We start from the raw sequence: 26,486 nt of genomic DNA, 5'->3' as shown, positions 1-26,486 counted from the left end.
CACGATACCGACGTTAGACCGACGTCGGTTTCTGCCCCTTCGCCTTGGCCCGTTTACGCTCATCGCGCACCTTCACGGCAAGGTCGCGTGCAATGGCGAACGCCCCCTTGATCTTGTCTGCTTCGCTCTTCCAGTCGCGCCGCACCACGATCTTGTTGTCCTTGACCTTGGCCAGACCCTTCTGGTTCTGGATGAACTCCACAAGCCCCTGCGGCGAGGCAAACTTGTCGTTGTGAAACTGGATCGTCGCCCCCTTGGGGCCACCATCCAGCTTGGCAATCCCGGCCTTCTTGCACATCTCCTTGATGCGAACAACGAGCAGCAAAGTGTTGACTTCTTTCGGCAATTTCCCAAACCGGTCGATCAGTTCCGCAGCAAAGCCCTCAAGCTCAACCTTGCCCTGCAACCCGCTCAGTCGACGGTAAAGCCCAAGACGCACATCAAGATCGGGCACATAGCTTTCCGGGATCAGAACCGGCACCCCAAGGTTGATCTGCGGTGCCCATTGGTCATCGGCATCCGACAACCCTTCCATCTCGCCTGCTTTGATCTTGGCAATCGCCTCTTCCAGCATCGACTGGTAAAGCTCATAGCCGACATCGCGCATCTGCCCCGACTGTTCCTCGCCCAGCAGGTTCCCGGCCCCGCGAATGTCAAGATCTTGAGAAGCAAGGGTAAATCCGGCCCCCAGCGTATCCAGAGAGCCCAGAACCCGCAGCCGTTTTTCCGCCGCCGGGGTCAGCTTCATTCGTGGTTTCGTGGTCAAATACGCATAAGCCCGCGTCTTCGAGCGGCCCACGCGCCCCCTGATCTGGTAGAGTTGCGCAAGCCCAAACATATCCGCGCGATGCACCACCATCGTGTTCGCCGTTGGAATGTCCAACCCGGATTCAACAATGGTTGTTGCCAGCAGAACGTCATACTTGCCGTCATAGAAGGCGTTCATGCGATCATCCAGCTCTCCCGCCGCCATCTGGCCATGCGCAGTGATGACCGACACCTCCGGCACATGATCTCGCAAAAACGCTTCGATATCAGGTAGATCGCTGATCCTTGGCACGACATAGAAACTTTGCCCGCCCCGGTAATGCTCCCTTAACAGCGCCTCGCGTATGGTAACGCCATCAAATTCGCTGACATAGGTGCGGATCGCCAAACGATCCACGGGCGGCGTGCCAATGATCGAAAGGTCGCGCACCCCCGACAGGCTAAGTTGCAGGGTGCGCGGGATGGGTGTCGCGGTCAGGGTCAGCACATGCACGTCCGAGCGCATCTGTTTGAGCCGCTCTTTGTGGGACACGCCGAAATGCTGTTCCTCGTCAATAACCAACAGGCCGAGGTTCTTGAACCGTACCGATTTGGCCAGCAACGCGTGGGTGCCAATGACAATATCCACAGTACCCCGCGCAATCCCGTCCCGCGTCTTGTCCGCTTCGCCCGCAGAAACAAAGCGCGACAAGCCTCTGACTTCCAAAGGAAAACCCCGGAACCGTTCGGCAAAGCTCTTGAAGTGCTGTCGCGCCAAAAGCGTTGTTGGCGCGATCACCGCCACCTGCATGCCCGACATCGCCGCAACAAAGGCCGCGCGCATCGCCACCTCGGTTTTGCCGAAACCCACATCGCCACAAACCAGACGGTCCATCGGTTGCCCCGACCCCAGATCGCCCATCACGTCTTCGATGGCTCGCAACTGGTCGTCGGTCTCCTCATAGGGGAACCGCGCGCTGAATTCCTCCCACGCATGGTGCTGCGCCTGCATCACCGGCGCGGTGCGCAAGGCCCGCTCGGCCGCCACGCGGATCAGGCGGTCCGCCATCTCGCGAATGCGTTCCTTGAGCTTGGCTTTCTTGGCCTGCCACGCGCCACCACCCAGCCGATCCAACAGCCCCTCATCATGGCCGTATTTGGACAGCAGTTCGATATTCTCGACCGGTAGGTAAAGCTTTGAGTTTTCAGCATACTCAAGGCTGATACACTCATGCGCCGCGCCCGCGGCGGTGATCACCTCCAGCCCGTGATAGCGCCCGATCCCGTGATCCACATGAACGACCAGATCGCCGGGGCTGAGCGACTGCGCCTCGGTCAGAAAATTCTCTGCCCGACGCTTCTTGCGCGGCGCCCGGATCAACCGGTCCCCCAGAACATCCTGCTCGGAAATCACCGTCATGTCTGGCGTTTCGAAGCCATGCTCAAGCGCCCAAACTGCGAGATACAGACCGGTTTTCCCAATCCGCGCAGCGTCCGTGACATGCACGGTTTCGGCCAGACCTTCGTCTTCGATCAACCCGCTCAGACGTTCCCGCGCCCCTTCGGAATAGCTGGCCACAACCACCGGCCCATCGGGCAGTTTCTTGCGAATATGATCCGCCAATGCCTCAAAAAGGCTCAGGTTTTCCTGCTGACGCTCGGGCGCGAAATTCCGGCCGATCCGCCCTCCGGCATCAATCGCGCCGGGTCCGCTGGCTTGTGGCAGTGGATTGAATTGTAACACGCGCCGGCTGGCAATCGCCTCAACCCAATCCGGATCGTTCAGATACAGCAACCCCGGCGGCACAGGTTTGTAGACCGTGTCGATCCGCGCCTTCTGCTGCATGGCGAGCTTGCGGGTCTGGTACTGATCCTCAACCATATCCCAACGTGAAAGACGGGCGGCATCTACCTGATCATCAAGCGAAACCACCGCGTCCGGCAGATAATCGAACAGGGTCTCCAGGCGATCATGGAAAAACGGCAGCCAATGCTCGACGCCCTGATGCTTGCGCCCCGCGCTGATCGCTTCATAAAGCGGATCATCCGTACCTGCGGCGCCAAAATCGATCCTGTAATTCTGGCGGAACCGCGTGATCGCGGCTTCGTCCAGAATGACCTCGCTCACCGGCGCCAGCTCGATCCGATCGAGTTTCTCCGTGGTGCGCTGTGTCGCAGGATCAAACCGCCGCGCCCCGTCCAACACATCCCCAAAGAGATCAAGCCGCACCGGACCACTGTCCCCCGGTGGATAAATGTCGATGATCCCGCCCCGAATGGCGTAATCCCCCGGTTCCATCACCGTGGGCGCCTGAGTGAACCCCATCCGCACCAGAAACGCGCGCAGCGCCCCTTCATCGACGCGATAACCCACTTCGGCCTTGAACGCCGCTTCTCGCAGCACTTCGCGCGCCGGAACCCGTTGTGTCGCCGCGTTGAGCGTCGTCAACAGCACGTATTGTTCCGGCATCCCATGCACGAGACCCGCCAGTGTCGCCATGCGCGTGGCCGAGATATCCGCGTTCGGTGACATCCGGTCATAGGGAAGGCAATCCCAGCCCGGGAAAGTGACGACCGGCATATCGGGTTGGAAAAACGCCAATGCTGCCCGCATGGCGGCCAGCCGCTTGTCATCGCGGGCAACATGCAGAACCGGGCCATCGCTGCGGGCCACTTCACGCAGGATCAACCGTGCGTCATAGCCCTCGGGCGCCCCGCCCACCAAAATGTGTTGCGCGTCTTGCATGGCTCAGTCGTCCCGATCAGCCCAAGGGCGAAATTTGAAAATTCTGGTACATGCCCCAAAGCGAGGTGACAAAAATGGAAATCATGCCAACGAATTGCACCCAGAAACGATGCCGTCCCAACCGCTTGCGCAATAGCTCTCCCGTGGCCTCTTCGACCTGGATACGGTTCGCTGTCGAAATGCTCATCGCGCCCACGAAAGACATCGGAAACATCAGCAAAAACACCGCCTGGGCAAATTCAACCGCATAGAACCAGCCCAGGACCGCGAGGCCAGTCAACACGAAACAGGCCAGCGCCAAAAGCCAAAGCCCTGACACTCGCGCGATGTAAAGAATGCGGTTTGTGTTGATCCGCACCATATCCTGCAGGTCGATTTCGGCCTGCGCGCCCACGCGTTTCGCCCGAAGCACCATATCCCAAGGCACGCCAAGCACCCAATGGCTTGCCGAGGACCAGAAAACAGCCAGCGCAATCCAGAACCAGAGGTTCGAGAAGCTGCGCATATCGATGAGTTCGAATACGGTCTGGTGCCAGTTCAAAATCTGCTGCCCTTTTGGATTTCTCCTTCACATAACGCGGCTCTGCGGCAATTCCTAGCCTTGAGATAGGGGAAAATCCGTGGCACCAGTCAGGGAGCAATTCCCGAGGATGCCATGACCGTCACACCCCCCGCCTTTCCCACCGCGCGCCCGCGCCGCACTCGCCAATCCGCTGCCATCCGCGGCCTGGTGCGTGAAAACACGCTGAGTACGGATGATCTGATCTGGCCGATTTTCGTGCGCGACGGTGAAGGTGTGGAGGAACCTGTTCCTTCGATGCCCGGCGTCGTGCGCCGTTCGGTCGACAAGATTGTCGAGGCCGCGCGTGAAGCGGCGGATCTGGGCATTCCGGCGATCTGCCTCTTCCCCTACACGGACCCGGCCCTCAAGACCGAGGACTGTGCCGAAGCTTGGAACCCAAACAACCTCTCGAACCGAGCAACCCGCGCCATCAAGGTCGCCGTACCCGAGATTGCCGTAATGACCGACGTGGCGCTCGATCCATACAACATCAATGGACATGACGGTTTTGTCGTGGACGGTCAGATCCTGAATGACGAAACTGTCGAGGCCCTTGTGAAACAGGCACTCAGCCAGGCCGAGGCCGGGGCAGACATCATTGGTCCGTCCGACATGATGGACGGGCGGATCGGCGCCATTCGTGACGCGCTCGAAACCAATGGCCACAGCGACGTGATGCTTCTCAGCTATGCCGCAAAATATGCCAGCGCCTTTTATGGCCCCTTCCGCGATGCGGTGGGCGCATCAGGCGCGCTCAAAGGCGACAAGACAACTTACCAGATGGACCCGGCCAACAGCGACGAGGCCCTGCGTCTTGTCGCGCGGGACATTTCCGAAGGGGCCGACATGGTCATGGTGAAACCGGGCATGCCCTATCTCGACATTTGCCGCCGGGTCAAAGACAGGTTCGGGGTGCCGACCTATGCCTACCAAGTATCGGGCGAATACGCGATGATCATGGGCGCAGCACAGAACGGATGGATCGACGGCGACAAGGCGATGGTCGAAAGCCTGATGGCCTTCAAACGCGCGGGCTGTGACGGCATCCTGACCTATTTCGCCCCCGCGGTGGCGCGCAAACTCAACGCGCGTTAACCCGCTCAACCCCTTTGAACGCCTAGTGACAGAAGATGCGGCGCAGCCTATAATGCGCCGCAGGATCCGGATCACAACCGGCGGTATGAGCAGACAACAAACAAAATACAGGCAAACCACTATGGACAGGATGACAAGACGCGGCTTTGCGCTGACCGGACTTGCAGCAGCGGGTATGACAGCCGCCTGTGGCAATGGCGTTGGCAGCAACGGCGCCAATGAGATCGACGCGCGGGTCGATGCTACACTGAGCTATCTCTATTCCAACTACCCCAACACGACCGATCTGCGGGACAAGGCGTCGGGCATGTTGGTGATGCCGGTCGTGACCGAGGCCGGGTTTGGGGTTGGCGGCGGCTACGGTCGTGGCGCGCTACGGGTGAATGATGTCACCGTCGATTATTACTCGGCCACCAAAGGCAGCGTCGGCTTCCAGATCGGCGCCAACCAATACGCGCATGTGCTGTTCTTCATGACAGAAGGCGCCCTGACCGAGTTTCGTCACTCCAGCGGCTGGGCTGCCGGGGCTGGCGTGGAATATGTCGTCGCCAACGACGCAGGTGATCTGAGCGCAGAGACCACGAACCTTCTGGCGCCAGTGATCGCCGTGATCTTTGGTCAGGCGGGCCTCAAGGTGGGCGCGACACTCGAAGGCATCAAATACACCCGCATCATCCCCTGAGCGCGCATGCGCCTGACAAGGGATATCCTTTATGCCGAGCGCCCGGGCCAGCCCCTGGCGCTCGATTTGTATCAGCCGGACGGTCCGGCGTCGGGCATGGTGATACAGGCCCATGGCGGCGGTTTTTTCAAAGGCGACCGGCACGGGCCACGAGTCAAAATCCTTGCCGAACGCCTTTGCGACTTGGGGCTGGCGCTCGCATCTATCGACTATCGCCTTGGGACAGGTCCCGACGCTTTTTCAGACCTGGACCAGCGCGCCATTCAACACAATCGCAGGCGCGCGCTAAAGGGCGGTGTCAAGATCGCCAAACGTATGCTCGGCCCTGCATTCGAAGCCGCAAGACAGGATCTCGGCGCGGCCATCGACTTTCTACGCGCCAATCGCAATTCGTTCGAGATCGACAGTGACAAGATCGCCGTTTTCGGTGTTTCCGCTGGCGGGATCGCCGGGCTGGCTCTGGCTTATCCGCCCGACAACCTGCCGGCCGCCGCCAAACCAAATGCCGTCATTGCTTTGGGGGCCGCGCTGGCCCATCCATGGGCAGTTACTCCCAACGGGCCGCCAGTATTGATGCTCCATAGTCAGCAGGACCGCATCATTGCGCCCGAAATCGCGGAACTGGCCCGCTCCGCCGCTGAGAACCACGGCGCGTCCCTCACCCTGCTCACCTGCCCACGTCGCGGCCACAATGCGCCTATGCAGGCGCTGCTGCAGGACGACGCCCCGGACGGGACGCCGTACTGGGATCACATGATGCCCCTGTTTTCCAGCGCCGGGATGATCAGCCCATCGCCCGCAGGCGCTTGATCAGACTGGACGTATCCCAACGTCCACCACCCAGCTTCTGCACATCCTTGTAGAACTGGTCCACCAACGCCGTCACCGGCAGGCTCGCGCCGTTCTCGTTGGCCGTGGCAAGGCAAATCCCAAGATCCTTGCGCATCCAGTCGACCGCAAACCCGTGATCGAATTCATCGTCAATCATGGTTTCATAGCGGTTCGCCATCTGCCAGCTGCCCGCCGCGCCGCCCGAGATCACTTCGACCACCGCGCGCCCGTCAAGCCCGGCCTTCTCGGCAAAATGCAAGCCCTCGCTCAACCCCTGCACCAGCCCGGCAATGCAGATCTGGTTCACCATCTTGGTCAATTGACCGGCCCCGCTCTCGCCCAGCCTTTTGATCGTCCGCCCATAGGCGTCCATAACGGGCTCCGCCGCTTCATAGGCCACCACGTCGCCGCCACACATGATCGACAGCACACCGTTCTCAGCCCCCGCCTGACCGCCGGAAATCGGCGCATCCACAAAGCTGACACCTCGTTCCTTGCCCGCCGCGTACATTTCGCGCGTCACCTTGGCCGACACGGTTGTGTGGTCGACAAAAATCGTGCCTTCGCTCATGCCCGCAAAAGCCCCGTTCTCCCCCACGCAAACCGTGCGCAGGTCATCGTCATTGCCAACACAGGCCATCACGAACGCGGCACCTTGCACGGCCTCCTCGGGCGTGGCCCCAAAGCTGCCGCCATGCGCCTTGGCCCAAGCCTCGGCCTTGGCCGTCGTGCGGTTGTATACGGTGACTTCATGACCGGCCTTCACCAGATGCCCCGCCATCGGATAGCCCATCACTCCCAAGCCCAGAAATGCCACTTTTGCCATTTGCTTTTCCCTCGCAATCATTCGTCGTAATACTTGTCCCGCCTGTACGGGCAGAACGCAAGACACAATGCGGAGCGGCACTTTGGCCTCAATAATTCAATGGCTTCTGCGGATTGCCAGCGGTTTGGTGATTCTGGCCGTCGTTACGGTCTTGTTTGTTTACTACCTCGCCTCGCGCTCTCTGCCCAATTATGACAAGGCTCTGATCACGCCGGCCGTGACCGCCCAGGTCAATATCGTTCGCGACAATGCAAACGTCCCGCATATCTTCGGCGAAAGCGATCAGGACGTGTTCTTTGCCCTTGGCTACGCCCACGCACAGGACAGGCTTTGGCAGATGATCACCCTGCGCCGCACCGCACAGGGGCGCCTGTCCGAAGTCTTTGGCCGCCGCACGCTCGAAGTCGACAAACTCCTGCGCCGCCTTGATCTTTATACACTGGCGCAACAATCTGTCAGCGCGCAGGACGCCGACACCACCCGCGCCCTGCGTGCCTATGCCAACGGCGTGAACACCCGCATTGACGAGATCAACGTCAGCTCACTCGGGCGCGGCGCCCCAGAACTGTTCCTCTTCTCACAAGCCATCGCCCCCTGGCAGCCCGCCGACTCTCTCGCCGTGCAAAAGCTCATGGCGCTCCAGCTCTCCGGTCATCTGGAAGAAGAGGTGCTGCGCGCACGCACTTCGCTCGCGCTCAAGGATCAGACACGCTTGTCCGACATCCTGCCCGACGCCCCCGGCGCCGGTGTGGCCGCGCTTCCGGAATATGCCGACCTTGTTCACGACGCCCCGCGTTACGCGGCCTCGATCCCGATGCCCGACACCCCGCTCTCGCCCTTTCCCCAACGCGGCCTTGCCGGCGCGTCGAATGCCTGGGCCGCCGCCGCCACCCGCAGCGCTTCAGGGGGCACGTTGCTCGCCAATGATCCCCATCTTGGCCTATCTGCCCCGGCCATCTGGTACCTGGCACGCATGGAGCTTTCCTCGGGCGGAGTGATCGGTGGCACCATACCCGGCATTCCGGCCATCCTGACCGGGCGCTCCAACGCGTTGGGCTGGGGGCTGACCTCGTCCTATCTCGACGATCAGGACGTGTTCATCGAAAAGCTGAACCCCAACAACCCCGAAGAGTACCAGACCCCGGGCGGCTACAAACGTTTCGAGACACGCAAATCCATCATCCATATCAAGGATGAAAGCCCGATCACCATCACCCTGCGCTGGACAGACAATGGCCCGGTCCTGCCCGGCACCCATTACAATCTGGCCAGCATAACGCCCAAGGGACATGTCGCCTCGCTGAGTTGGACCGCCCTCAGCGGACAGGATACCTCGACGACCGCCGCTGTCGCCTTGATGCGTGCGCAGAACGTAAAACAGGCACTCGCTGCCGCCGAAGCCTATGTTTCACCCTCCCAGAACCTGACGCTGGCTGACCAGGAAACGATTGCTCTCAAACTGGTCGGTGCCATGCCCCGCCGCGACGCGCGCCATCAGAGCCAAGGTCGCCTGCCCGCGCCCGGCTGGCGCGCCGAAAATCGCTGGCAGGGCACCTTTCCCTATGTGTCCAACCCCGGCTTTGTGTCCCCCGTTGGCGGCATCGTCGGGAACACCAACAACAAGGTGGTCGAACGCCCCTTCCCGCTGCATGTCTCCTTTGAATGGGGGGACAGCCAGCGGATCCAACGCTGGCAACGGCTCATGCAGGAGCGCCAGGTTCACACCCGGGACAGCTTTGTCGAAACCCAGCTTGATACAGTCAGCTTCTCGGCCCGCGCGTTGCTGCCCCTGATCGGCGCCGATCTCTGGTTCACTGGCGAGGCTGCCCCGGACGGCACCCGCGAACGCCAGCGCCAGCGTGCATTGACTCTGCTGGCAGAATGGAATGGCGAGATGAACGAGCACATGCCGGAACCGCTGCTTTATGCTGCTTGGGTGCGCGCCTTACAGGATCGCCTGATCCGCGACGATCTCGGTCCGCTTGCCGATGAGTTTACCCGCGTGGAGCCACTCTTCATAGAACGTGTATTCCGCAACGTGGACGGCGCAAGCCACTGGTGCGACGTGGCCCAGAGTGCGCCCAAAGAAAGCTGCACGGACATGGCCCGGCTCGCACTGGATGATGCGCTGATCTGGATCGAAGAGCGCTATGGCACCCAGCTTGAATCCCTGCGTTGGGGTGATGCCCACCAAGCCACTCATGACCATCAGGTCCTTGGAGAGGTGCCGCTCCTCAAGTATTTCGTGAACATTCGCCAGTCCACCTCCGGCGGCGACAACACGCTTCAGCGCGGCCGCACAAGCGGATCCGCACCCGACCCCTTTCACAACGTCCACGCAGCCGGATACCGCGGGGTGTATGACTTTGCCGATCCGGACAGCTCGGTTTTTGTGATTTCAACCGGACAATCGGGCCACTTCCTGTCCCGCTACTATGACGACATGGCCCAGCTATGGCGGCGCGGCGAGTACATCCCGATGTCGCTGGACACGGAACTGGCCCGTGCCGCAGCGGTCGGCGTCACCCGGATCAAGCCACCCCAAGCGCGCGATTAAAGGCTTTCGAACTTGCGGGCTTGACGCGCGGTCCAGACCACTTCGATCTCGAAGCCGTCCTCGCCCTGTGTCTCAGACTCCACCACGCCCTCTTTAAAGAGCCACGCCCGTTCCTTGCCTTGGGCAAAATCTAGATGCAGCGTTTCACGCGTCTTTTCCGAAGCGAGAACCTTGGCAATCGCGTCAAACAAATCGCCCAACCCTTCGCCCGTCACAGCAGACACCGCGAAAATGTCGTCCTCACGCCCGGCTTTGGCCTGCATTGCAGCGCGCTGTTCCGGGTCAAGCAGGTCGATCTTGTTCCAGACCTCGATCTGGCGCGTCTCGTCGCCAATCCCAAGCGATTCCAGAATGCTGCGCACATCCTCGGCCTGATGTTCGCTTTCCGGATGGGCCACGTCGCGCACATGCAACACCAGATCAGCCGCCAACACCTCTTCCAGCGTGGCGCGGAACGACGCGACAAGCTCAGTCGGCAGGTCACTGATAAAGCCCACCGTGTCCGACAGGATCACCTCTGGGCCGTCGGGCAATTGCACCGCGCGCATTGTCGGGTCCAGCGTGGCAAAGAGCATGTCCTTGGCCATCACGTCCGCCCCGGTTACGTGATTAAACAGCGTCGACTTCCCGGCGTTGGTATAGCCGACCAGCGCCACGATCGGGAACGGCACCTTGGCGCGCGCCTTGCGATGCAGTTCGCGGGTTTTTACAACCTTGGCCAATTGCCGACGCAACCGCACCAATTGTTCGTCAATCGCCCGGCGGTCGGCCTCGATCTGGGTTTCCCCCGGTCCGCCCACGAACCCCAGCCCGCCCCGCTGACGTTCCAGGTGGGTCCAGGCCCGCACCAACCGCGTGCGCTGATAGCTCAGCGCCGCCATCTCGACCTGTAACACGCCTTCGCGCGTACGCGCCCGATCGCTGAAAATCTCGAGTATCAGCCCGGTCCGATCAAGAAGTTTGACCTTCCACGCTTTTTCAAGGTTGCGTTGCTGCACCGGCGTGACCGGCCCGTCGATCAAAACCAACTCAATCTCATTGGCCTTGAACATCGCGCCAAGTTCTTCAATTTTTCCAGATCCGAACAACATGCCCGGATGAGCGCGGGGCAGTTTCACGTTGGTCGCACCGACCACTTCAAGCTCTGGCAAAGCAGCGGCAAGAGAAACGGCCTCTTCCAAAGCGAAAGAGGCCTCGCGCCGCTTGTCGGCGCCGTAAATGTCGGGATGCAGGACCCAGGCACGGGTAACCTGCGTATCATGCTCCATCAAGAGGCGTCTTCACCTTCATAAAGGCTGATGGGCTGGGCCGGCATGATGGTCGAGATTGCGTGCTTGTAAACAAGCTGGCTCTGACCGTCGCGGCGCAGCAGCACACAAAAATTGTCGAACCATGTGATAACGCCCTGAAGCTTCACACCATTGATCAGAAAAATTGTGACCGGAACCTTGGTTTTCCGGACGTGGTTTAAAAATGCGTCTTGGAGATTCTGTCTGTCCGAAGCCATCGCGCGCTTGCCTTTGTTCTTGTTGGGTGCATCGGGTGCGTTCATTCTTATCGGGGCGAGTATGGAGTGCGGTTTCCAGAGTTTCCACCCCAAAATTCGAATGCAACGACGCGTGCCAGCGGCAAACGCATCATTTGTGCCACAACTCGGGCGATATCAACGCGATGATCGCCAGCGTTTCCATCCGCCCAAGCACCATAGCGCCACACAGAACCGCCTTCTCCCACGATCCCAGCACCAAGAGGTCAATCGGCGCCTCGGCGGCGATCTGGGTAAGCGGACCGGTTGTGGTCAAAGCCGAAATGGCCAATACCAGCGCCTGTTCAAAGTCGCTTCCCAGGGCCGCAAGAATGATGGTGATCCCCGCCAGCGAGATCGCAAAAAGCATGAAGAACACCCAGGCAATCACCGCGCCACGGCGCCGGATACGGCGCGCACCACCGCCTCGGCTGCCAACCACCACCGACGGGTGCACCAGCTTTTCCATTTCGCCCAGTCCCTGAAGATAAAGCGCATAGACCCGCAAAAGCTTGACCCCGCCCGCCGTTGTCGCCACCCCACCGCCGACAAGCGCCAGCCCCAGAAGAATGAGCCCCGGAGAACTCAACCCCGACCAATCCCGCGCCACATGCCACTCCGCACTCTCAAAGCCCGTCGTCGTCAGAAAGCTCAAAACCGTGAATACCCCGCCCCACGCGGCCTTGAGCGCCGCAAGCGTATCCGGCGTTTCACTGACCTCAATCGCACCAAACCAATGGCGCAGGAACAGGATCAGCGGCACCAGTACCACCAGAAGAAGACCAAGCCGGAACTCCGGGTCCTCGACGAGGCTTTCGCGGCGCACTGCCCCGGTATCTGCCGAAAACGTCATTCGGGACAGGGCGAACAGCATGAACAGAAAGATCACCGCTTCCCCGGCGATCCCCGCACCGGCGTTCTGCACCCCCCCAACCGATGAAATCCCGCTGGTTGCCATGGTCGACATGGCATGCATCAACCCGGTCAGCGGCTTGTCCCCTAGAACCATGAGCATCACCCAGATCGCCAGTGTCAGCCCGGCATAGACCGGCACCAGGGCCTGCGTCGCGCGTTTCCAGCGTTTCATGGGCGCGGCCTGTCGCATCTGGCCGCCCAGTTCCGCCTGCCCCGGTTCGCCCCGCGCGGTCACTTCGAACCCCCCCAGCGACAGCGGCGCAAACACCGCCGACGCTGCGATCCACATCATCAAACCGCCCATCCAGCCGACCAGCCCCCGCCACAGATGCAAAGAAGGCGCCAATCGGTCGGCATCGGAAAATACCGTGGCCCCCGTGGTTGTCATACAGGACACCATCTCGAAATAGGCGTTGATGAAACTCGTCGTATCAAGCGCTTCATAGAATGGAAGGGCCAGCACGGCGGGCAACACCGTAAAGGCAAGCAGCAGAGCCAGCAAAAGATCCACCGTGCGCGCCGCCGCCCGCGTTCCCGAAATAGCCATCGCGATCAACGTGCTGACAAACAGAACCAGTGTCCCGCTGTAAAAGAACATGCGCGCGATGAAGTCATCGTTCTGCGCCGAAGCCATCGCCGCCGGAACGAACATCAACAGCCCCGAAAGCGCCACCAAGTGCAGGAAGAGGGGCAGTTTTGAAAGATGGGACAGCATCGGATCAGAAGAAGTCAATCGACACTTGCAACAGGCGCTCGACCTCGGGCACATCCGCCGCCATGCTGAAAAGCGCGATCACGTCCCCCTCTTCAACCCGCGTTCCACCCTTGGGTTTGATCACGTCCTTTCCCTTCATGATGGCTCCGATCAGAACCCCTTCTGGGAAATCAATGTCGCGTACCTGCTGTCCGGCGATTGGCGAGGTCGACAGCACCTCGGCCTCGATGATCTCGGCCTCTGCGTCCCCCACGGAATAGACCCCGCGCACACGGCCATGGCGAATGTGGCGCAGGATCGAGCTTACCGTCGTGGCGCGTGGATTGATAAAGGCGTCAATCCCCAGGGGCGCCATCAGCGGCGCCAGCGTCGGATCATTGATCAGGGCAATCGCAAGGGGGCACCCGTTCGCCTTGGCCCGAACGGACGCCAGCATGTTGGTCTTGTCATCGTCCGTTACCGCAAGAATGGCGTCTGCGCGCGCGACCCCGGCCTCTGCCAAAAGGGCGGAATCCAACCCGTCTCCGTGCAGGACAATGGTGCGTTCGAGCGACTCGGCGGCCTTTTCCGCGGTCGCCCTGCTGCGTTCGATCACCTTTGTCCGCACCCGCTCCGCGCCGCTTTCAAGGCGTTGCGCAACCATCAGACCGACATTGCCGCCGCCCACGATAATGGCGCGTTCCTGTTTCTTCTGCGTCTTGCCGAAAACCTCCATGGTCCGACCTACATCCTCCGAGAATGTGAAGACGTAGATCTCATCTCCGGTAAAAAGCTGGTCTCCGGGTTCGGGCGCAAACAACGATCCGCGCCGCCTGACCCCGACCACCACAGCACGCAGGGTTGAGAACAGATCGGTCAGCTGGCGCAAGGGCGTGTTCAGCACCGGGCAATCCTCGTCCAGCGACAGGCCCAACATCTGAACCTTTCCATCAAGGAACAACTCGGTGTCAAAGGCCGCAGGCGCTGTCAGTCGCTTGAGCGCGGCTTCGGCCACCTCGAGCTCGGGCGAAATCACCACGTCAATCGGCATGTGATCGCGTCTGTACAAGTCCGAATAGACCACGTCGAGATAGGCCTGGCTGCGCAGACGCGCGATTTTGCGCGGCACCGCGAACACGGAATGCGCCACCTGGCACGTGACCATGTTCACCTCGTCCGAATAGGTCGCGGCAATTATCATGTCCGCGTCCCGCGCCCCCGCACGGTCCAGCACATCGGGATAGCTCGCAAACCCGGCGATGCCCTGCACATCCAGCGAGTCAGTGGCACGGCGCACCAGCTCGGGATTGTTATCCACCACGGTGACGTCGTTTTTTTCGCCGGAAAGATGTCGCGCGATCTGCCACCCGACCTGACCGGCCCCACAGATAATGACCTTCATGACTTGCTTCTCGGCCTCCCCGGGATTTGCTCCAAGCCATGACAGAATGCCTCGCAGAGGTCAAATGCAACCATTGACCTTACCCCATGACATGCGCTTTCATCGGCCTGAGAGCCGGGGATTTGATCATGTACAAAAACACAAAGCTTTTCAGTGCCCTTGCCCTGGTCGCTATGGTGCTGGCCGGGTGCTCGTCCAACAGTTACTCGGCCTATATCAAACCCGGAACCGGCGTCGACCGCGTTAACCGCGACCGTGCCGAATGCGACATCGAAGCCAACCGCCTGTTCCCCGCGGCCAATTTCCCGCAGACCATTCCCTATGGCGGTGTGGGGTATTATGGCGGCGGCTGGGGCTGGGGCGGCGGCATTGTCACCTCGACCGACGTGAACGCCAATATGCGCAATCAGCACCGAACCCAATGCATGCGACTCAAGGGATATGAACCCTATACCTTCCCGGTCTGCACAAGCGATCAGCTTGCCGGGCGGTCCTATGCGCCCCTGACCCGCTCACCGACCCCGTCTGCAAATATCTGCGCCGTAACCACCGAAGGCGGCGGGCGCGCGCTGATCGACCTGTCGCGCCCATTGTGATCCGGTCGCCGCGATCCGGTCCATGACCCAAAGGAGGGCAAAATGAAACGCCTGCCTCTTTCCCTCGTCGCCCTTGCGAGCCTGTCCGCCTGTCTGGATTATACCCCCATGTACAAGGTCGGCGCGACCACGCAGGAGGCCAACGTTACACGGGCCCAGTGCAACACCTATGCCGCCAATACCGTGCCTCCGATGATCATCAACGACCTGATCCCGGTCTTCGGCGCGGATGGCCGGATCATCGGTTATCGCAACGAAATCTATGACGCCAACGAAGGGCGCCGGAACTCGACGGTCCAACGTTGCATGGAACAACAAGGCTACTCTCGGGTCAGCATTCCCTACTGCCCGAAAGAAGCGCTCGAGGGGCGCAACTACCGCCCGCTCACGACTTCGCCGCCCATTGGCCCCTCGATCTGTGCCGTGCGGCAACCGGGCGGGGGCCGAGTTCTGGTCGACCTGAGCAAGCCGGTGAATTAACCGGCTTCGCGCGCGTCCTCATCATCCGAGATATGCGCCACCCGCGCGCCCGCCTTGTTCGATGTCACCACGCCCAGCGATTTAAGCTTGCGGTGCAGCGCGCTGCGCTCCATGCCCACGAAATTCGCAGTCCGGCTGATGTTGCCGCCAAACCGGTTGATCTGGGTCAGCAGGTATTCCCGCTCAAAGGCTTCGCGTGCTTCGCGCAACGGCAATGTTGCCAGCGCCCCGGAAAGAACCACACGGTCCTCTTCCTGCGACCCACCGGAATCGCTGGGCAACTCGCGGGCTTCGATCTCTCCGGTGCCATCCCCAAGGATCAGAACCCGTTCGATCAAGTTCTTGAGTTGCCGCACATTGCCCGGCCAGACCATCGTCTGCATCAGCGCAACCGCCTCTTCGCTCAATTCACGCATCGGCAACCCTTGCGTTTCATTGAAGCTCTCGATGAAGTGCCGCGCCAGCATCGGTATATCTTCCCGCCGCTCCTCCAGAGACGGCACCGGGATCGGCACCACGTTCAACCGGTGATACAACTCCTCCCGCAGGCGCCCTGCATCGATTTCCGCCTTCAGGTCGCGGTTGGTCGATGAGATCACCCGCAGGTCCACCCGCACCTTGTCCGACCCGCCCACACGTTGGAACTGCTGATCCACCAGCACCCGCAAAATCTTGGATTGCGTGGCCAGCGGCATGTCCGCCACCTCGTCGAAATAGACCACCCCGCCGTGCGCCTGTTCCAAAAGGCCCGGCTCGACGCCGCGTTCGGCCCCTTCCCGGCCAAACAGCAATTCCTCAACCCGGTCGGGCTCCATCCCCGCACAGTTGACCGTGACGAAGGGCCCCGAAGCCCGGTTCGAATTGGCATGCACATAGCGCGCCGCCACGTCCTTGCCCACGCCCGCAGGCCCAGTCAGCATCACCCGTCCGTTGGATTTCGTGACCTTGTCGAGCTGTCCCAAAAGCGTGCGGAAAGCAGCGCTTTCCCCGACCATGTCCGCGGGTTTGACGTCCTGCCGCTTCAACTCGGTGTTCTCGCGCCGCAGGCGCGAAGTTTCCATGGCCCGGCGGATCACGACAAGCAACTGGTCAATATTGAAGGGCTTTTCGATGAAATCATATGCACCCTGCTTGATCGCCGCGACGGCGATTTCAATATTGCCATGGCCCGAAATGATCACCACCGGCACCTCGGGGTAATCCCGCTTGGCCGCCTTGAGGATGTCGATCCCGTCCATGTTGCTGTCCTTGAGCCAGATATCAAGGATCAGCAAGGCGGGCTGCTCTGCAGCGATCTCCGCCATTGCGTCGTCCGAATTCCCGGCAAGCCGCGTGGTATACCCCTCATCCTGCAGAATATCCGAGATCAACTCGCGGATATCGCGTTCGTCATCAACGATCAGAATGTCACTCATGAGACCTCACTTGTCATTTTTCTGCCCGCCGGCCTGTCCGTTCCCACCTGCCAAAGGCAGCTGAATTTCGGCCATCGCGCCAGCGTGGTCGTTGTTCTCAAAAATCGGGGCGTCCAGCAGATCGAGCGTCCCCCCGTGCTCTTCGATAATCTTCTTCACGATCGGAAGACCCAGTCCGGTCCCCTTGTCGCGGGTCGTCACATAAGGCTCAAACAGCCGCGCCCGGTCTTCGGGAAGCCCGATCCCATTGTCGGCAATCCGGATTGCGGCCTTGCTGCCTTCCACTGCACAGTGAATGTGGATTTCGGGCACAAACCCGTCGGGTGCCCCCTTTTCCACGAGCGTTTCAATCGCTTCGCCCGCGTTCTTGATCAGGTTCGTCAACGCCTGTGAAATCATCGTACCATCAAGATCCGCGCAAAGTGGGCCATCACAGATGTCCGTTTCGAACCGCACCCCCGGTTGTCCGGTCTCCTGCAATAACACCGCGCCGTTCAGCAACTCGACAAGATCGATGGTCTTGCGTTCTGGTTCGGGCATCCGCGCGAATTTCGAAAACTCGTCCACGATCCGGCGCAGGTCATTGGTCTGGCGCACGATCACATCCGTCATCTGTTCAAGCGTTTCACTGTCCTCGCCCACCTTGCTGGCAAATTTGCGCCGGATACGCTCCGCCGAAAGCTGGATCGGTGTCAGCGGGTTCTTGATCTCATGCGCGATCCGCCGCGCCACATCACCCCACGCCGCCATGCGCTGCGCGGTCACGAGGTTGGTCACATCGTCAAATGCCACCACATATCCCTCGAGCGACCCGTCTTCTCGCCGCCGCGTCGACATGCGCACCAACAGATTTTCCAGCCGTCCCGACCGTGTGACCTTGATTTCTTCCTGCGCAATCTCGTTGTTCGAATTCTTCAAAGCATCGAACATCGCTCCGAATTCCGGCACCGCAACCGAAAGCGCCATGGTCTGATGGTCATCCGACCAATCCAGCAGCCGCTCTGCAGAGCGGTTTACGAATGACACGCGCCCCGAGTCGTCCAGCCCCACGACCCCCGAGGTGACCGAACTGAGCACTGAATCAAACATCCGTCGTCGTCGCTCAATCTGGCGGTTGTTGTCCAGAAGCGTGTCCCGCTGTGCCTTCAATTGCCGGGTCATCTGGTTGAAGTACCGCCCCAGCATGGCAATCTCGTCATCGCCCTCTTCCTCAAGGACCTGCACGTCCAGATCCCCTGCGCCCACGCGCTGCGCCGCCCCGGTCAGGCGCCCGACCGGACGCGACAACCGTTCGGCAAACCACATCCCCATCCAGATCGCAGCCAGGATCAGGATTAGCGCAAACCCGATATAAATCAGGCCGAACTCAAAAAGCACCCGACCCCGTTCGCTTTCCAACTGCTGATACAACTGCGCCGTCTCGCGGGTTTCGTCCAACAGCGTGAAAATCTCGGCATCCACGTCGCGGCTGACATAGAGATAGCGGTCAACAAAGGCCTCAAGCGGCACCAGCGCCCGGATTTCACTGTTTTCCAAATCGCGGATGATCGCAATGCCTTCATCGTTCGCCGTGTCGAAATCCGCTTGCGTGGGCGCAACGAAATAGAACAGATAGGACCGCTCCCCCCGCGCGCGAATTTTGGCAGTTCCATCAATGACATAGGCTTGCTTCAACCCGCGCTGGATCTGGTTCTGACCGCTGGCCAGCACCACCCTGATGTCGCCTTCATCCATGAAAAACGTTGCGCGGCGGCTGGCATTGAGAAACTCCGCCAAAGCCTTGGCATCAAGTTCAAGCCCCTCGACATGCTCTGCTTCATAGGCTTGTGCCGCCGCCAGAGAATTTCCCACCACCTGGCGCACCCGATCGCTGAACCAGCCCTCCAGACCGATGTTCACCGTCAGCCCGGCGAAAACAGCAACGGTCACTGTCGGTACCAGCGCCAGCGCCGCAAACGCCCCGGTCAGGCGCAAATGCAAACGCGACCCCGCTGATTGGGCCCGGCGCGACGCGATCATTCGCGCGACGCGCTGCAGCACAAGCGCCGCGACCGCCAACACATAGACGAGGTCTGTCAGAAGGATCGTGCGCAGCGCGCCCGAGCTTGCGCCCTGCCCCAGTGGCCCGAGAATCAGATAGGTGCAGACCGCCAGAACAGGCCCCAGAACCACCAATCCCCAAGTTGCGACATTCTGGACACGTCTCTGACGACGCAAACGCCTGAATTTCGCCCAATGGCTCGTATCTGTCCGGCTTGCCACCCGACGCCCTCAATTGATTTTGCACCGCTTGCGCGGTCAACCGCCATATTTTGTGGTCTGCCCAAGGCCTGCGACCTTTGCGCCACGCTTATGTGGCAGTTTTACATCAACTTGCGGCGTCGTGTCACGTGAATATCCAGATCAGTGATTTTTTTACGCAGCGTATTCCGGTTAATGCCCAGAAGATCTGCGCATTTCGCCTGATTCCCGCCCGTCGCATCCAAAGCAATCTCGATCAGCGGCAATTCGATCTCACGCAAGATTCGCGCGTAAAGACCCGCAGGCGGCAGCATATTGCCATGCAGATCGAAATACCGCCGCAAATGCCGCGCCACCGCCGCCGAAAGCTTTTCCGTGTCCTCGCCACCCAAGAGCGGCCCGACCTGCGGCTGGGTGCCCATGACCGCCTCGGCTTCGGTCTGCGTGATCTCTTCGGCCCGCGCGGTCAGCACAAGCCGACGCACAGCGTTTTCCAACTGGCGCACATTGCCCGGCCAGCTATAGGCGCGAAACATCTCCATCGCTTCCTTGGAAAAACTACGCATCGGCGCGCCATCGCGTTCGGCACGCGCCAGGAAATGCTCAACCAGTAGCGGTATATCATCCACCCGCTCGCGCAGGCTGGGCACATGGATCGTCGCCCCGTTCAGCCTGTAGTACAAATCCTGACGCACGGAGCCCTTTTCCATCGCCTCGCCGAGGTTGCTCTGGCTTGTCGCCATGAAACGCGGGTTTTGTTCGCCCGGGTTGTCGATCATGCGCACGATCCGCGCCTGAATCTCGTCATCAATATCGCCGATCTCGTCAAACAGGATGGTGCCGCCCTTGGCTTTGGCCAACACCCGCACCGGCCCTTCAAGATCAGTCAGATCCGCCGCATTCACCACCACAAATGGCAAGGTGCGCCGATCCGAAAAGTCGTGAATTTCGCGTGCAATCAGCGACTTACCTGTACCACTTTCCCCGGAAATCAAAACAGGTAGATCGGTATTCATCACCCGCGCAACCAGCCGATAAAGGGCCTGCATCGCAGCAGTCCGCCCCACCAGTGGCAGCTCGTCCGGGCGCTCGGTGTCGGTGTTCTGGGGGCTTGGCACCCGCCGCTTTTGCTCAAGTGCCTTGCCGGTGCGCTTCATCAGGTCCGGCAGGTCAAACGGTTTGGGCAGGTAATCATAGGCCTCTGCCTCGGCGGCCTGAATGGCCGTCATGATCGTGTTCTGCGCCGAAATCACGATTACTGGGAGACCGGGGCGGTCCTCGGCAATTTTGGGCAGCATCTCAAGCCCATTGCCGTCCGGCATCATCACGTCCGTGATCACCACGTCGCCCTTGCCCTCGCCCACCCAGCGCATCAGCGTCGTCAGCGAAGAGGTGGCATGCACCTTGCATCCGGCACGGGTCAGCGCCTGGGTCAGCACAGTCCGGATCGTGCGGTCATCATCAGCGACAAGAACGGTCCCATCCATCAGAGGCTCTCCTCGTATTTCTTCAATGTTTCATTTCCCGCACGTGGCAGAGACAGGCGGAACACGGTCCGCCCCGGCACGCTGTCCACGGCAATCATCCCGCCATGGTCCGAGATGATCTTGCTGACCAGCGCGAGCCCCAGCCCGGTGCCGTTTTCCCGGCCCGAGACAAACGGATCGAACACGTCGCCCTGTATGTCGGCAGGAAGCCCCGGCCCGTCGTCAATCACCTCGACCTGCAAGGGCAAGGGCTGGCCTGTGCCATCGGCCCGACGTAGCCGGAACGAGTGCTCATAATAGGTATGAAGCCGAATTGTGCCATTTCCCTCAGAGGCTTCCGAGGCGTTCTTCAACAGGTTCAGAAGCACTTGCAAAAGCTGATCCGCATCCCCTTCGGCATGAGGCAGCGACGGGTCATAATCCTCGATGATCTTCATATGTGCACCAAATCCCAGCAACGCAGAGCGGCGCGCACGATCAAGGACATCGTGAAGGTTCACGGGCTTTCTCTGTGGCAGTGACAGATTGCCAAATTGCTCGACCTGTTCCAACAGCTTCACGATCCGTCGGCTCTCCTCGACAATCAGGTCAGTGAGCTCAAGATCTTCTGGAGACAGGTTCATCGACAAGAGCTGTGCCGCCCCGGTGATCCCGGCAAGCGGGTTCTTGATCTCATGCGCCAGCATTTCCGCCATCCCGATCGCCGATTGCGCCGAGGATTTGACGCCGTGACTGCGCGTCATGCGCCCGGCCAGTTCGCGCGAGGAGATCAGGAACAGCATATGCCCCGGGACATCCGCCAGCGGGGCAATCTGCAGATTGCACTGCACCGGGGGCCCATCCCCAGTACCGACATCTGCATCGTTCACGAAAAGCGGGGTGCCATGCTCGCGGGCGCGCCGGAATGCTTCTTCGAGCGGCGCGTCGATCATCACTTTGTCCCAGATCGGCTGCCCCCGCATCGCCTTGGCCGATGCATTGAGAAATGTCTCGGCAGCCGGGTTGATCTCGGTGATGGTGTCATAGGCATCCACCATCAGCGCCGGAACCGGCAACGAATTCCAGATCGGGTTTTCAGCGCTCATGCCGCCTCTTCTTCTTGTTGTGCGGGATCAAACGCGCGCGGCAACAGCCGCAACACTTCCGCCGGGGTCCGCTCGGTCAAGATTTTCCGGCGTAAGATGGCATTGGTGCCCGCATCATCCATGTACCAACCCAGATGCTTGCGCGCGACGCGCCCACCAAGCTCATCTCCATAAAACGCAAGCATCTCGCAATAGTGATCGCTCACCATCTCCACCAGCGCGTCCCCCTTCGGTATCTCGGGGGACTTGGCGCCGAATAGGTCAGCCGCGATCTTGGCCAACAGCCATGGCCGCCCCTGCGCGCCCCGTCCCACCATAACCCCGTCGGCCCCGGACTGAGACAGCGCCTGACGCGCGGCGTCGCTCGACACGATGTCGCCATTGGCAATCACCGGAACCGACACGACATCCTTGACCGCCGCAATCGCTTCCCAATCCGCCTGCCCCTTGTAGAACTGACACCGTGTGCGCCCGTGAATGGTGATCATCTGAACGCCTGCGTTTTCCGCACGCCGCGCCAGCTCCGGCGCGTTTAGCATCGCGTCATCCCATCCCAACCGAGTCTTGAGCGTCACCGGGATCTCGACCGCGCCGACAACCGCCTCGATCAATGTCAACGCGTGATCGAGATCTTTCATCAGGGCCGACCCGCTGGCCCCGGCCCCGCTGGCGCTGGTCACCTTCTTGGCCGGACAGCCCATGTTGATGTCGATCAACGCGGCCCCGTTGGCCTCGACCTGTCGCGCAGCTTCGGCCATCCAATGCGCCTCGCGCCCCGCAAGCTGCACCGCCGTGTTTTCGCGGCCATAGCCTAGCTCTGCCTTTTCGCGCACCCCCGGCTTGGCCTGCACCATCTCCTGGCTCGCCACCATCTCGCTCACCACCAACCCGGCACCAAACCGGGACACCAGATCCCTGAATGGCCGATCCGTGATCCCGGCGAGGGGCGCCAGGAAAACCGGGGGCGAAAATGACAGATGTGCGACTTGAACGGTCAAATGCCTAATCCTTGTGCATTGATTTCGTGCTACCCGACTCACTTAACAAGAACAATGTTTCCGCTGAGTGATTTGTAGGGGATTTACGCATTTGCCTATTTTTTGGGCAAGTGCAAGGGGTCGATTGCCACTCTGACTTGCAGGTTCTAGACATGGCCCATGACAAACAGTGATTTCAAAACCGCCGCCGTAATCGTCGCCGCGGGGCGCGGTACCCGCGCCGGGGGCGGCTTGCCAAAGCAATGGCGGCCATTGGCCGGACGCCGCGTGGCGGACTGGACCCTGGCGCGCTTTGTGGCCCATCCCGGTATCGACCATATCGTGCTGGTCATTCATCCGGACGACCACTCTTTTGCCGAGGGACTGGAGGTCGAGGTTGTGCATGGTGGCGCCACGCGCGACGCCTCGGTTCAGGCAGGGCTCGAAGCGCTCAAGGGGCATGGCTTCAGCCATGTGCTGATCCACGATGTCGCCCGCGCGGGGATTTCCGATCAAACCATCACCGCCGTCCTCGACGCGCTCCGGAATGGCTCCCTTGGCGCCGCTCCGGCCCTGCCGGTCACCGACGCTCTCTGGCGCGGTACGGACGGCAAAGTGTCCGGCACCCAAAGCCGCGAAAACCTGTACCGCGCCCAAACCCCCCAGGGGTTTGCCTATGACGCGATCCTTGCCGCTCACCGCACCCACCCGGGCGGCGCGGCCGATGATGTCGAGGTCGCACGCGCCGCCGGACTTGACGTCGCCATCGTGGCGGGCGACGAGGGCAATCTGAAAATCACCACGCCGGAGGATTTCGCCCGGCTTGACGCGCATCTGAGAGGCAGAATGGATATTCGACTGGGCAACGGTTTTGACGTGCACGCCTTTGAAAGCGGAGATCACGTCACGCTTTGCGGCGTGAACATCCCGCATGACAAGGCGCTCAAGGGGCACAGCGACGCGGATGTCGGCATGCATGCCGTGACCGACGCCATCTACGGGGCTCTGGCAAAGGGCGATATCGGTCGCCACTTCCCCCCCTCCGAAGCGGAATGGAAAGGTGCCGACAGCGCCATTTTCCTGCGCCACGCGGTCAATCTGGCCAAGGAGATGGGCTTTGCCATCTCCAATATCGACTGCACCCTGATCTGCGAACGTCCCAAGGTCGGCCCTCACGCCGCTGCCATGACCGCCCGCATGTCCGAGATCATGGACCTTGATGCTGACCGCGTTTCCATCAAGGCGACCACATCTGAGAAACTGGGCTTCACGGGCCGCGAAGAAGGGATTGCGGCGCTGGCCACCGCAACATTGGTGAAATCATGAGCAGACAGGTTGCAACCTTTTTCGGCGTCGGCCTTCTCCCCTGGGCACCGGGCACTTGGGGCTCGCTGGCGGCACTGATCCTTGGTTGGGGCATCGAGCGCTACCTCGGCTTCTGGCCATTGGTCGTGGCCACGAGCCTGTCGATTGTCGCAGGCTTCTGGGCCTGTCGAACCGAGCTGCGGGACAAACCGGGGGATGATCCCTCGGAAATCGTGATCGACGAAGTCGCAGGCATGTGGATCGCCATGCTGTTCCCTGCCGCAGCTTTTTACATGCGCGACATGTCCATGGTCTGGCCCGGACCGATCGCAGCCTTCCTGCTTTTCCGCCTGTTCGACATCAAGAAACCCTGGCTTGTGGGCCGCGCGGATCAGCGCCATGACGCTGACGGCGTCATGCTGGACGATATCTGGGCCGGCGTGTTCGCAGGTCTTGCAACCTTGGTCGCGGCGGCGCTCTACCATATCTTCCTGATCTGATGACACATGCCGGCGATATCCTCGATGCGGCCCGCGAAAAGGGTCTGCGCATCGCCACCGCAGAAAGCTGCACCGGGGGCATGGTCGCAGTTGCCTTGACTGATGTGCCCGGCTCTTCGGACGTGTTCGAACGCGGGTTCGTGACATACACCAACACCGCCAAGACAGAGATGCTGGGCGTACGCGAGTCCACGCTTGCCGCTGTCGGCGCGGTCTCCGAAGACGTGGCGCGTGAAATGGCGCTTGGTGCACTGGTCAACAGCGACGCGGATGTCGCCGTCTCCATCACGGGCATCGCCGGACCCGGAGGTTCCGAGTTCAAACCCGAGGGCCGCGTCTGCTTTGGGCTGGCGACGCGCGAGGGTTGCACGACCGAAACCATCGAATTCGGCGCACCGGGGCGCGACAAGGTACGCGAAGCGGCACGGAATCACGCTCTCTCTCTGCTTCTCGATGCAATTTGCGCAAAGTGACGCCATTTCGGGCGCACCCCCGCAGATAACGCCCAAATTTTAGACAGCTTACAAAATGCCTATGATTAAGGCGCCCTCCCGGCGCCTTGCCTCTTTGTTTTGCGCTGCCGATCCGCTTTTTGACCCCAAAACTCCCGATACTCACGGAAAGGAAGGGAAATGAACGGAGCGGACACCGCATGGATCATCGTGGCGACAGCCCTGGTCCTGTTCATGACATTGCCGGGCCTGGCGCTGTTTTACGGCGGGCTTGTACGGGCACGCAACGTGCTCAGCGTCTTTATGCAAACCTATGCCATCGCCTGCCTGATGAGCGTGCTCTGGCTCGCCTTTGGCTACACGATCGCTTTTGGTGACGGCGGCTCGGGCCTCTGGGGCGGCCTTGGCAAGATGTTCCTCGGCGGCGTCACTGCCGACAGCCTCTCGGGCACCCTGCCTGAAGTCCTGTTCTTTGCCTTCCAGATGACCTTTGCCATCATCACCCCGGCGCTGATCGTTGGTGCCTATGTCGAACGCATCGGCTTTGGCTTCGTGCTGCTGTTCTCCGGCCTCTGGATGCTGCTCTGCTATGCCCCCGTGGTTCACTGGATCTGGGGCGGCGGCATGCTGGCCGATGGCGGCATCTTTGGCGAAACCGGCGTGCGTGATTTTGCCGGCGGTATCGTCGTGCATGAGACCGCAGGTCTCGCAGCCCTGATCATCGCCGTCTTCCTTGGCCCCCGCAAGAACCGCACCACCCCGCCGCACGCCCCCTGGATGGTCATGATCGGCGCGGCGATGCTCTGGGTTGGCTGGTTCGGCTTCAATGGCGGCTCGCAACTTGCCGCCGACGGTGGCGCCGCCATGGCGCTTACCGTGACCCATATCTCGGCCGCGACCGCCTCGCTGACATGGGCGCTCTGGGAACGCATCAAGTATGGCAAAGCCTCGATGGTGGGCCTTGTCACCGGCACCATCGCGGGCCTCGCCTCGATCACCCCGGCTTCGGGCTTTGTCGGCCCGGTCGAAGCGCTGATCATCGGTGCCGTCGCGGGCATCCTCTGTCAGGAAGCCGTGAATTTCGTGCGCAACAAGCTCAAGATCGACGACACGCTGGACGTTTTCGCCGTGCACGGTGTCGGCGGTATCTTCGGCACGATCATGATCGCGGTTTTCGGTCAGGGCACGTGGCTGGCCCAGCTTGGCGGCCTTGCCGTGGTGGGTGTCTTCACCGCCGTCGTGACTGTCGTGCTGATCAAGGTCTGCGGCGCCATCACCCCGCTGCGCGTCGATGCCGAAACCGAGGTCAACGGGCTCGACCTTTCGGCCCATGGCGAACGGGCCTACGACATCGTGTCGTAAGAAA

Annotated in this window: 22 protein-coding genes; 10 read left to right on the top strand and 12 right to left on the bottom strand. The window is 60.9% G+C overall.

Annotation, left to right across the window (positions count from 1 at the left end; all coding sequences use genetic code 11):
• Window positions 1-13: 13 nt before the first annotated feature.
• Window positions 14-3,493 (bottom strand): transcription-repair coupling factor, encoded by a 3,480-nt coding sequence (gene mfd, locus BMZ35_RS12055; protein ID WP_093094102.1) that lies wholly within the window; start codon window positions 3,491-3,493, stop codon window positions 14-16.
• Window positions 3,494-3,509: 16 nt separating this feature from the next.
• Complete coding sequence (locus tag BMZ35_RS12050; protein WP_423227758.1) at window positions 3,510-3,998, bottom strand: component of SufBCD complex; 489 nt, start codon at window positions 3,996-3,998, stop codon at window positions 3,510-3,512.
• 150 nt (window positions 3,999-4,148) lie between these two features.
• On the opposite strand from BMZ35_RS12050, the gene hemB reads away from it, so the two are divergent.
• The 3 genes from hemB (at window position 4,149) to BMZ35_RS12035 (ending at window position 6,642) form a co-directional block, all read left to right on the top strand.
• Complete coding sequence (hemB, locus tag BMZ35_RS12045; RefSeq protein ID WP_093094100.1) at window positions 4,149-5,150, top strand: porphobilinogen synthase; 1,002 nt, start codon at window positions 4,149-4,151, stop codon at window positions 5,148-5,150.
• Between the two features lie 121 nt (window positions 5,151-5,271).
• Entirely contained in the window at window positions 5,272-5,832 is a 561-nt protein-coding gene (locus tag BMZ35_RS12040; RefSeq protein WP_093094099.1) for a lipid-binding SYLF domain-containing protein, read from the top strand.
• A gap of 6 nt (window positions 5,833-5,838) precedes the next feature.
• Window positions 5,839-6,642, top strand: a complete 804-nt coding sequence (locus tag BMZ35_RS12035; protein ID WP_093094098.1) for an alpha/beta hydrolase — start codon at window positions 5,839-5,841, stop codon at window positions 6,640-6,642.
• Here BMZ35_RS12035 and BMZ35_RS12030 read toward each other — a convergent pair.
• The gene (locus BMZ35_RS12030; protein WP_110680251.1) at window positions 6,617-7,510 is read right to left on the bottom strand and encodes an NAD(P)-dependent oxidoreductase; all 894 of its coding nucleotides are present in this window, start codon (window positions 7,508-7,510) and stop codon (window positions 6,617-6,619) included. The genes BMZ35_RS12035 and BMZ35_RS12030 overlap by 26 nt on opposite strands.
• A gap of 61 nt (window positions 7,511-7,571) precedes the next feature.
• On the opposite strand from BMZ35_RS12030, the gene BMZ35_RS12025 reads away from it, so the two are divergent.
• Window positions 7,572-10,046: a penicillin acylase family protein gene (locus BMZ35_RS12025; protein WP_093094189.1), complete on the top strand. Its 2,475-nt coding sequence runs from the start codon at window positions 7,572-7,574 to the stop codon at window positions 10,044-10,046.
• On the opposite strand, the gene hflX is transcribed toward BMZ35_RS12025, so the two are convergent.
• The 4 genes from hflX to trkA all read right to left on the bottom strand — a co-directional run bounded on the left by hflX (window position 10,043) and on the right by trkA (window position 14,582).
• Complete coding sequence (gene hflX, locus BMZ35_RS12020; RefSeq protein ID WP_093094096.1) at window positions 10,043-11,314, bottom strand: GTPase HflX; 1,272 nt, start codon at window positions 11,312-11,314, stop codon at window positions 10,043-10,045. The genes BMZ35_RS12025 and hflX overlap by 4 nt on opposite strands.
• Window positions 11,314-11,553 (bottom strand): RNA chaperone Hfq, encoded by a 240-nt coding sequence (gene hfq, locus BMZ35_RS12015; protein ID WP_008204623.1) that lies wholly within the window; start codon window positions 11,551-11,553, stop codon window positions 11,314-11,316. The genes hflX and hfq overlap by 1 nt, the downstream gene beginning before the upstream one ends.
• Before the next feature lie 130 nt (window positions 11,554-11,683).
• Window positions 11,684-13,201, bottom strand: coding sequence for a potassium transporter TrkG (locus BMZ35_RS12010; RefSeq protein WP_093094095.1), 1,518 nt, complete (start codon window positions 13,199-13,201; stop codon window positions 11,684-11,686).
• Between the two features lie 4 nt (window positions 13,202-13,205).
• Window positions 13,206-14,582, bottom strand: a complete 1,377-nt coding sequence (gene trkA, locus BMZ35_RS12005) for a Trk system potassium transporter TrkA (protein ID WP_093094094.1) — start codon at window positions 14,580-14,582, stop codon at window positions 13,206-13,208.
• Between the two features lie 128 nt (window positions 14,583-14,710).
• Between trkA and BMZ35_RS12000 the strand changes: the two genes are divergently transcribed.
• On the top strand, window positions 14,711-15,178 hold the full coding sequence (locus BMZ35_RS12000; protein ID WP_131814370.1) for a hypothetical protein: 468 nt from the start codon (window positions 14,711-14,713) through the stop codon (window positions 15,176-15,178).
• A gap of 42 nt (window positions 15,179-15,220) precedes the next feature.
• Window positions 15,221-15,658, top strand: a complete 438-nt coding sequence (locus tag BMZ35_RS11995) for a hypothetical protein (protein WP_093094092.1) — start codon at window positions 15,221-15,223, stop codon at window positions 15,656-15,658.
• Here BMZ35_RS11995 and ntrX read toward each other — a convergent pair.
• The 5 genes from ntrX to dusB form a co-directional block, all read right to left on the bottom strand.
• Entirely contained in the window at window positions 15,655-17,073 is a 1,419-nt protein-coding gene (ntrX, locus tag BMZ35_RS11990; protein ID WP_093094091.1) for a nitrogen assimilation response regulator NtrX, read from the bottom strand. The two genes, BMZ35_RS11995 and ntrX, sit on opposite strands and share 4 nt — an antisense overlap.
• A 6-nt stretch (window positions 17,074-17,079) precedes the next feature.
• The gene (locus BMZ35_RS11985; protein WP_093094090.1) at window positions 17,080-19,335 is read right to left on the bottom strand and encodes a sensor histidine kinase NtrY-like; all 2,256 of its coding nucleotides are present in this window, start codon (window positions 19,333-19,335) and stop codon (window positions 17,080-17,082) included.
• A 101-nt stretch (window positions 19,336-19,436) separates the two neighbouring features.
• Window positions 19,437-20,801: a response regulator gene (locus BMZ35_RS11980; protein ID WP_093094089.1), complete on the bottom strand. Its 1,365-nt coding sequence runs from the start codon at window positions 20,799-20,801 to the stop codon at window positions 19,437-19,439.
• The gene (locus tag BMZ35_RS11975) at window positions 20,801-21,886 is read right to left on the bottom strand and encodes a two-component system sensor histidine kinase NtrB (RefSeq protein WP_093094088.1); all 1,086 of its coding nucleotides are present in this window, start codon (window positions 21,884-21,886) and stop codon (window positions 20,801-20,803) included. The genes BMZ35_RS11980 and BMZ35_RS11975 overlap by 1 nt, the downstream gene beginning before the upstream one ends.
• The gene (dusB, locus tag BMZ35_RS11970) at window positions 21,883-22,884 is read right to left on the bottom strand and encodes a tRNA dihydrouridine synthase DusB (protein WP_093094087.1); all 1,002 of its coding nucleotides are present in this window, start codon (window positions 22,882-22,884) and stop codon (window positions 21,883-21,885) included. The genes BMZ35_RS11975 and dusB overlap by 4 nt, the downstream gene beginning before the upstream one ends.
• Before the next feature lie 159 nt (window positions 22,885-23,043).
• On the opposite strand from dusB, the gene BMZ35_RS11965 reads away from it, so the two are divergent.
• The 4 genes from BMZ35_RS11965 (at window position 23,044) to BMZ35_RS11950 (ending at window position 26,482) form a co-directional block, all read left to right on the top strand.
• Window positions 23,044-24,189, top strand: a complete 1,146-nt coding sequence (locus BMZ35_RS11965; protein WP_093094086.1) for a bifunctional 2-C-methyl-D-erythritol 4-phosphate cytidylyltransferase/2-C-methyl-D-erythritol 2,4-cyclodiphosphate synthase — start codon at window positions 23,044-23,046, stop codon at window positions 24,187-24,189.
• Window positions 24,186-24,668, top strand: a complete 483-nt coding sequence (locus tag BMZ35_RS11960; protein WP_093094085.1) for a phosphatidylglycerophosphatase A family protein — start codon at window positions 24,186-24,188, stop codon at window positions 24,666-24,668. The genes BMZ35_RS11965 and BMZ35_RS11960 overlap by 4 nt, the downstream gene beginning before the upstream one ends.
• A complete protein-coding gene (locus tag BMZ35_RS11955) occupies window positions 24,668-25,141 on the top strand; it encodes a CinA family protein (RefSeq protein WP_093094084.1) in 474 nt (157 codons plus the stop codon). Before BMZ35_RS11960 ends, BMZ35_RS11955 begins: the two co-directional genes overlap by 1 nt.
• Before the next feature lie 159 nt (window positions 25,142-25,300).
• The gene (locus BMZ35_RS11950) at window positions 25,301-26,482 is read left to right on the top strand and encodes an ammonium transporter (protein WP_093094083.1); all 1,182 of its coding nucleotides are present in this window, start codon (window positions 25,301-25,303) and stop codon (window positions 26,480-26,482) included.
• The last annotated feature ends 4 nt before the right edge of the window (window positions 26,483-26,486 follow it).

It is taken from the genome of Shimia aestuarii, assembly GCF_900114635.1.
GTDB lineage: Bacteria > Pseudomonadota > Alphaproteobacteria > Rhodobacterales > Rhodobacteraceae > Shimia > Shimia aestuarii.
The sequence above is the reverse complement of the archived record's forward strand: the minus strand, read 5'-3'. Positions and strand labels throughout refer to the sequence as shown.

Excerpts from the sequence above, each read along its gene's own strand:
- mfd (WP_093094102.1), bottom strand. The coding sequence starts at position 3,493 with ATGCAAGACGCGCAACACATTTTGGTGGGCGGGGCGCCCGAGGGCTAT.
- BMZ35_RS12050 (WP_423227758.1), bottom strand. The coding sequence starts at position 3,998 with ATGCGCAGCTTCTCGAACCTCTGGTTCTGGATTGCGCTGGCTGTTTTC.
- hemB (WP_093094100.1), top strand. The coding sequence starts at position 4,149 with ATGACCGTCACACCCCCCGCCTTTCCCACCGCGCGCCCGCGCCGCACT.
- BMZ35_RS12040 (WP_093094099.1), top strand. The coding sequence starts at position 5,272 with ATGGACAGGATGACAAGACGCGGCTTTGCGCTGACCGGACTTGCAGCA.
- BMZ35_RS12035 (WP_093094098.1), top strand. The coding sequence starts at position 5,839 with ATGCGCCTGACAAGGGATATCCTTTATGCCGAGCGCCCGGGCCAGCCC.
- BMZ35_RS12030 (WP_110680251.1), bottom strand. The coding sequence starts at position 7,510 with ATGATTGCGAGGGAAAAGCAAATGGCAAAAGTGGCATTTCTGGGCTTG.
- hflX (WP_093094096.1), bottom strand. The coding sequence starts at position 11,314 with ATGGAGCATGATACGCAGGTTACCCGTGCCTGGGTCCTGCATCCCGAC.
- hfq (WP_008204623.1), bottom strand. The coding sequence starts at position 11,553 with ATGGCTTCGGACAGACAGAATCTCCAAGACGCATTTTTAAACCACGTC.
- BMZ35_RS12010 (WP_093094095.1), bottom strand. The coding sequence starts at position 13,201 with ATGCTGTCCCATCTTTCAAAACTGCCCCTCTTCCTGCACTTGGTGGCG.
- trkA (WP_093094094.1), bottom strand. The coding sequence starts at position 14,582 with ATGAAGGTCATTATCTGTGGGGCCGGTCAGGTCGGGTGGCAGATCGCG.
- BMZ35_RS12000 (WP_131814370.1), top strand. The coding sequence starts at position 14,711 with ATGTACAAAAACACAAAGCTTTTCAGTGCCCTTGCCCTGGTCGCTATG.
- BMZ35_RS11995 (WP_093094092.1), top strand. The coding sequence starts at position 15,221 with ATGAAACGCCTGCCTCTTTCCCTCGTCGCCCTTGCGAGCCTGTCCGCC.
- ntrX (WP_093094091.1), bottom strand. The coding sequence starts at position 17,073 with ATGAGTGACATTCTGATCGTTGATGACGAACGCGATATCCGCGAGTTG.
- BMZ35_RS11980 (WP_093094089.1), bottom strand. The coding sequence starts at position 20,801 with ATGGATGGGACCGTTCTTGTCGCTGATGATGACCGCACGATCCGGACT.
- BMZ35_RS11975 (WP_093094088.1), bottom strand. The coding sequence starts at position 21,886 with ATGAGCGCTGAAAACCCGATCTGGAATTCGTTGCCGGTTCCGGCGCTG.
- BMZ35_RS11965 (WP_093094086.1), top strand. The coding sequence starts at position 23,044 with ATGACAAACAGTGATTTCAAAACCGCCGCCGTAATCGTCGCCGCGGGG.
- BMZ35_RS11960 (WP_093094085.1), top strand. The coding sequence starts at position 24,186 with ATGAGCAGACAGGTTGCAACCTTTTTCGGCGTCGGCCTTCTCCCCTGG.
- BMZ35_RS11955 (WP_093094084.1), top strand. The coding sequence starts at position 24,668 with ATGACACATGCCGGCGATATCCTCGATGCGGCCCGCGAAAAGGGTCTG.
- BMZ35_RS11950 (WP_093094083.1), top strand. The coding sequence starts at position 25,301 with ATGAACGGAGCGGACACCGCATGGATCATCGTGGCGACAGCCCTGGTC.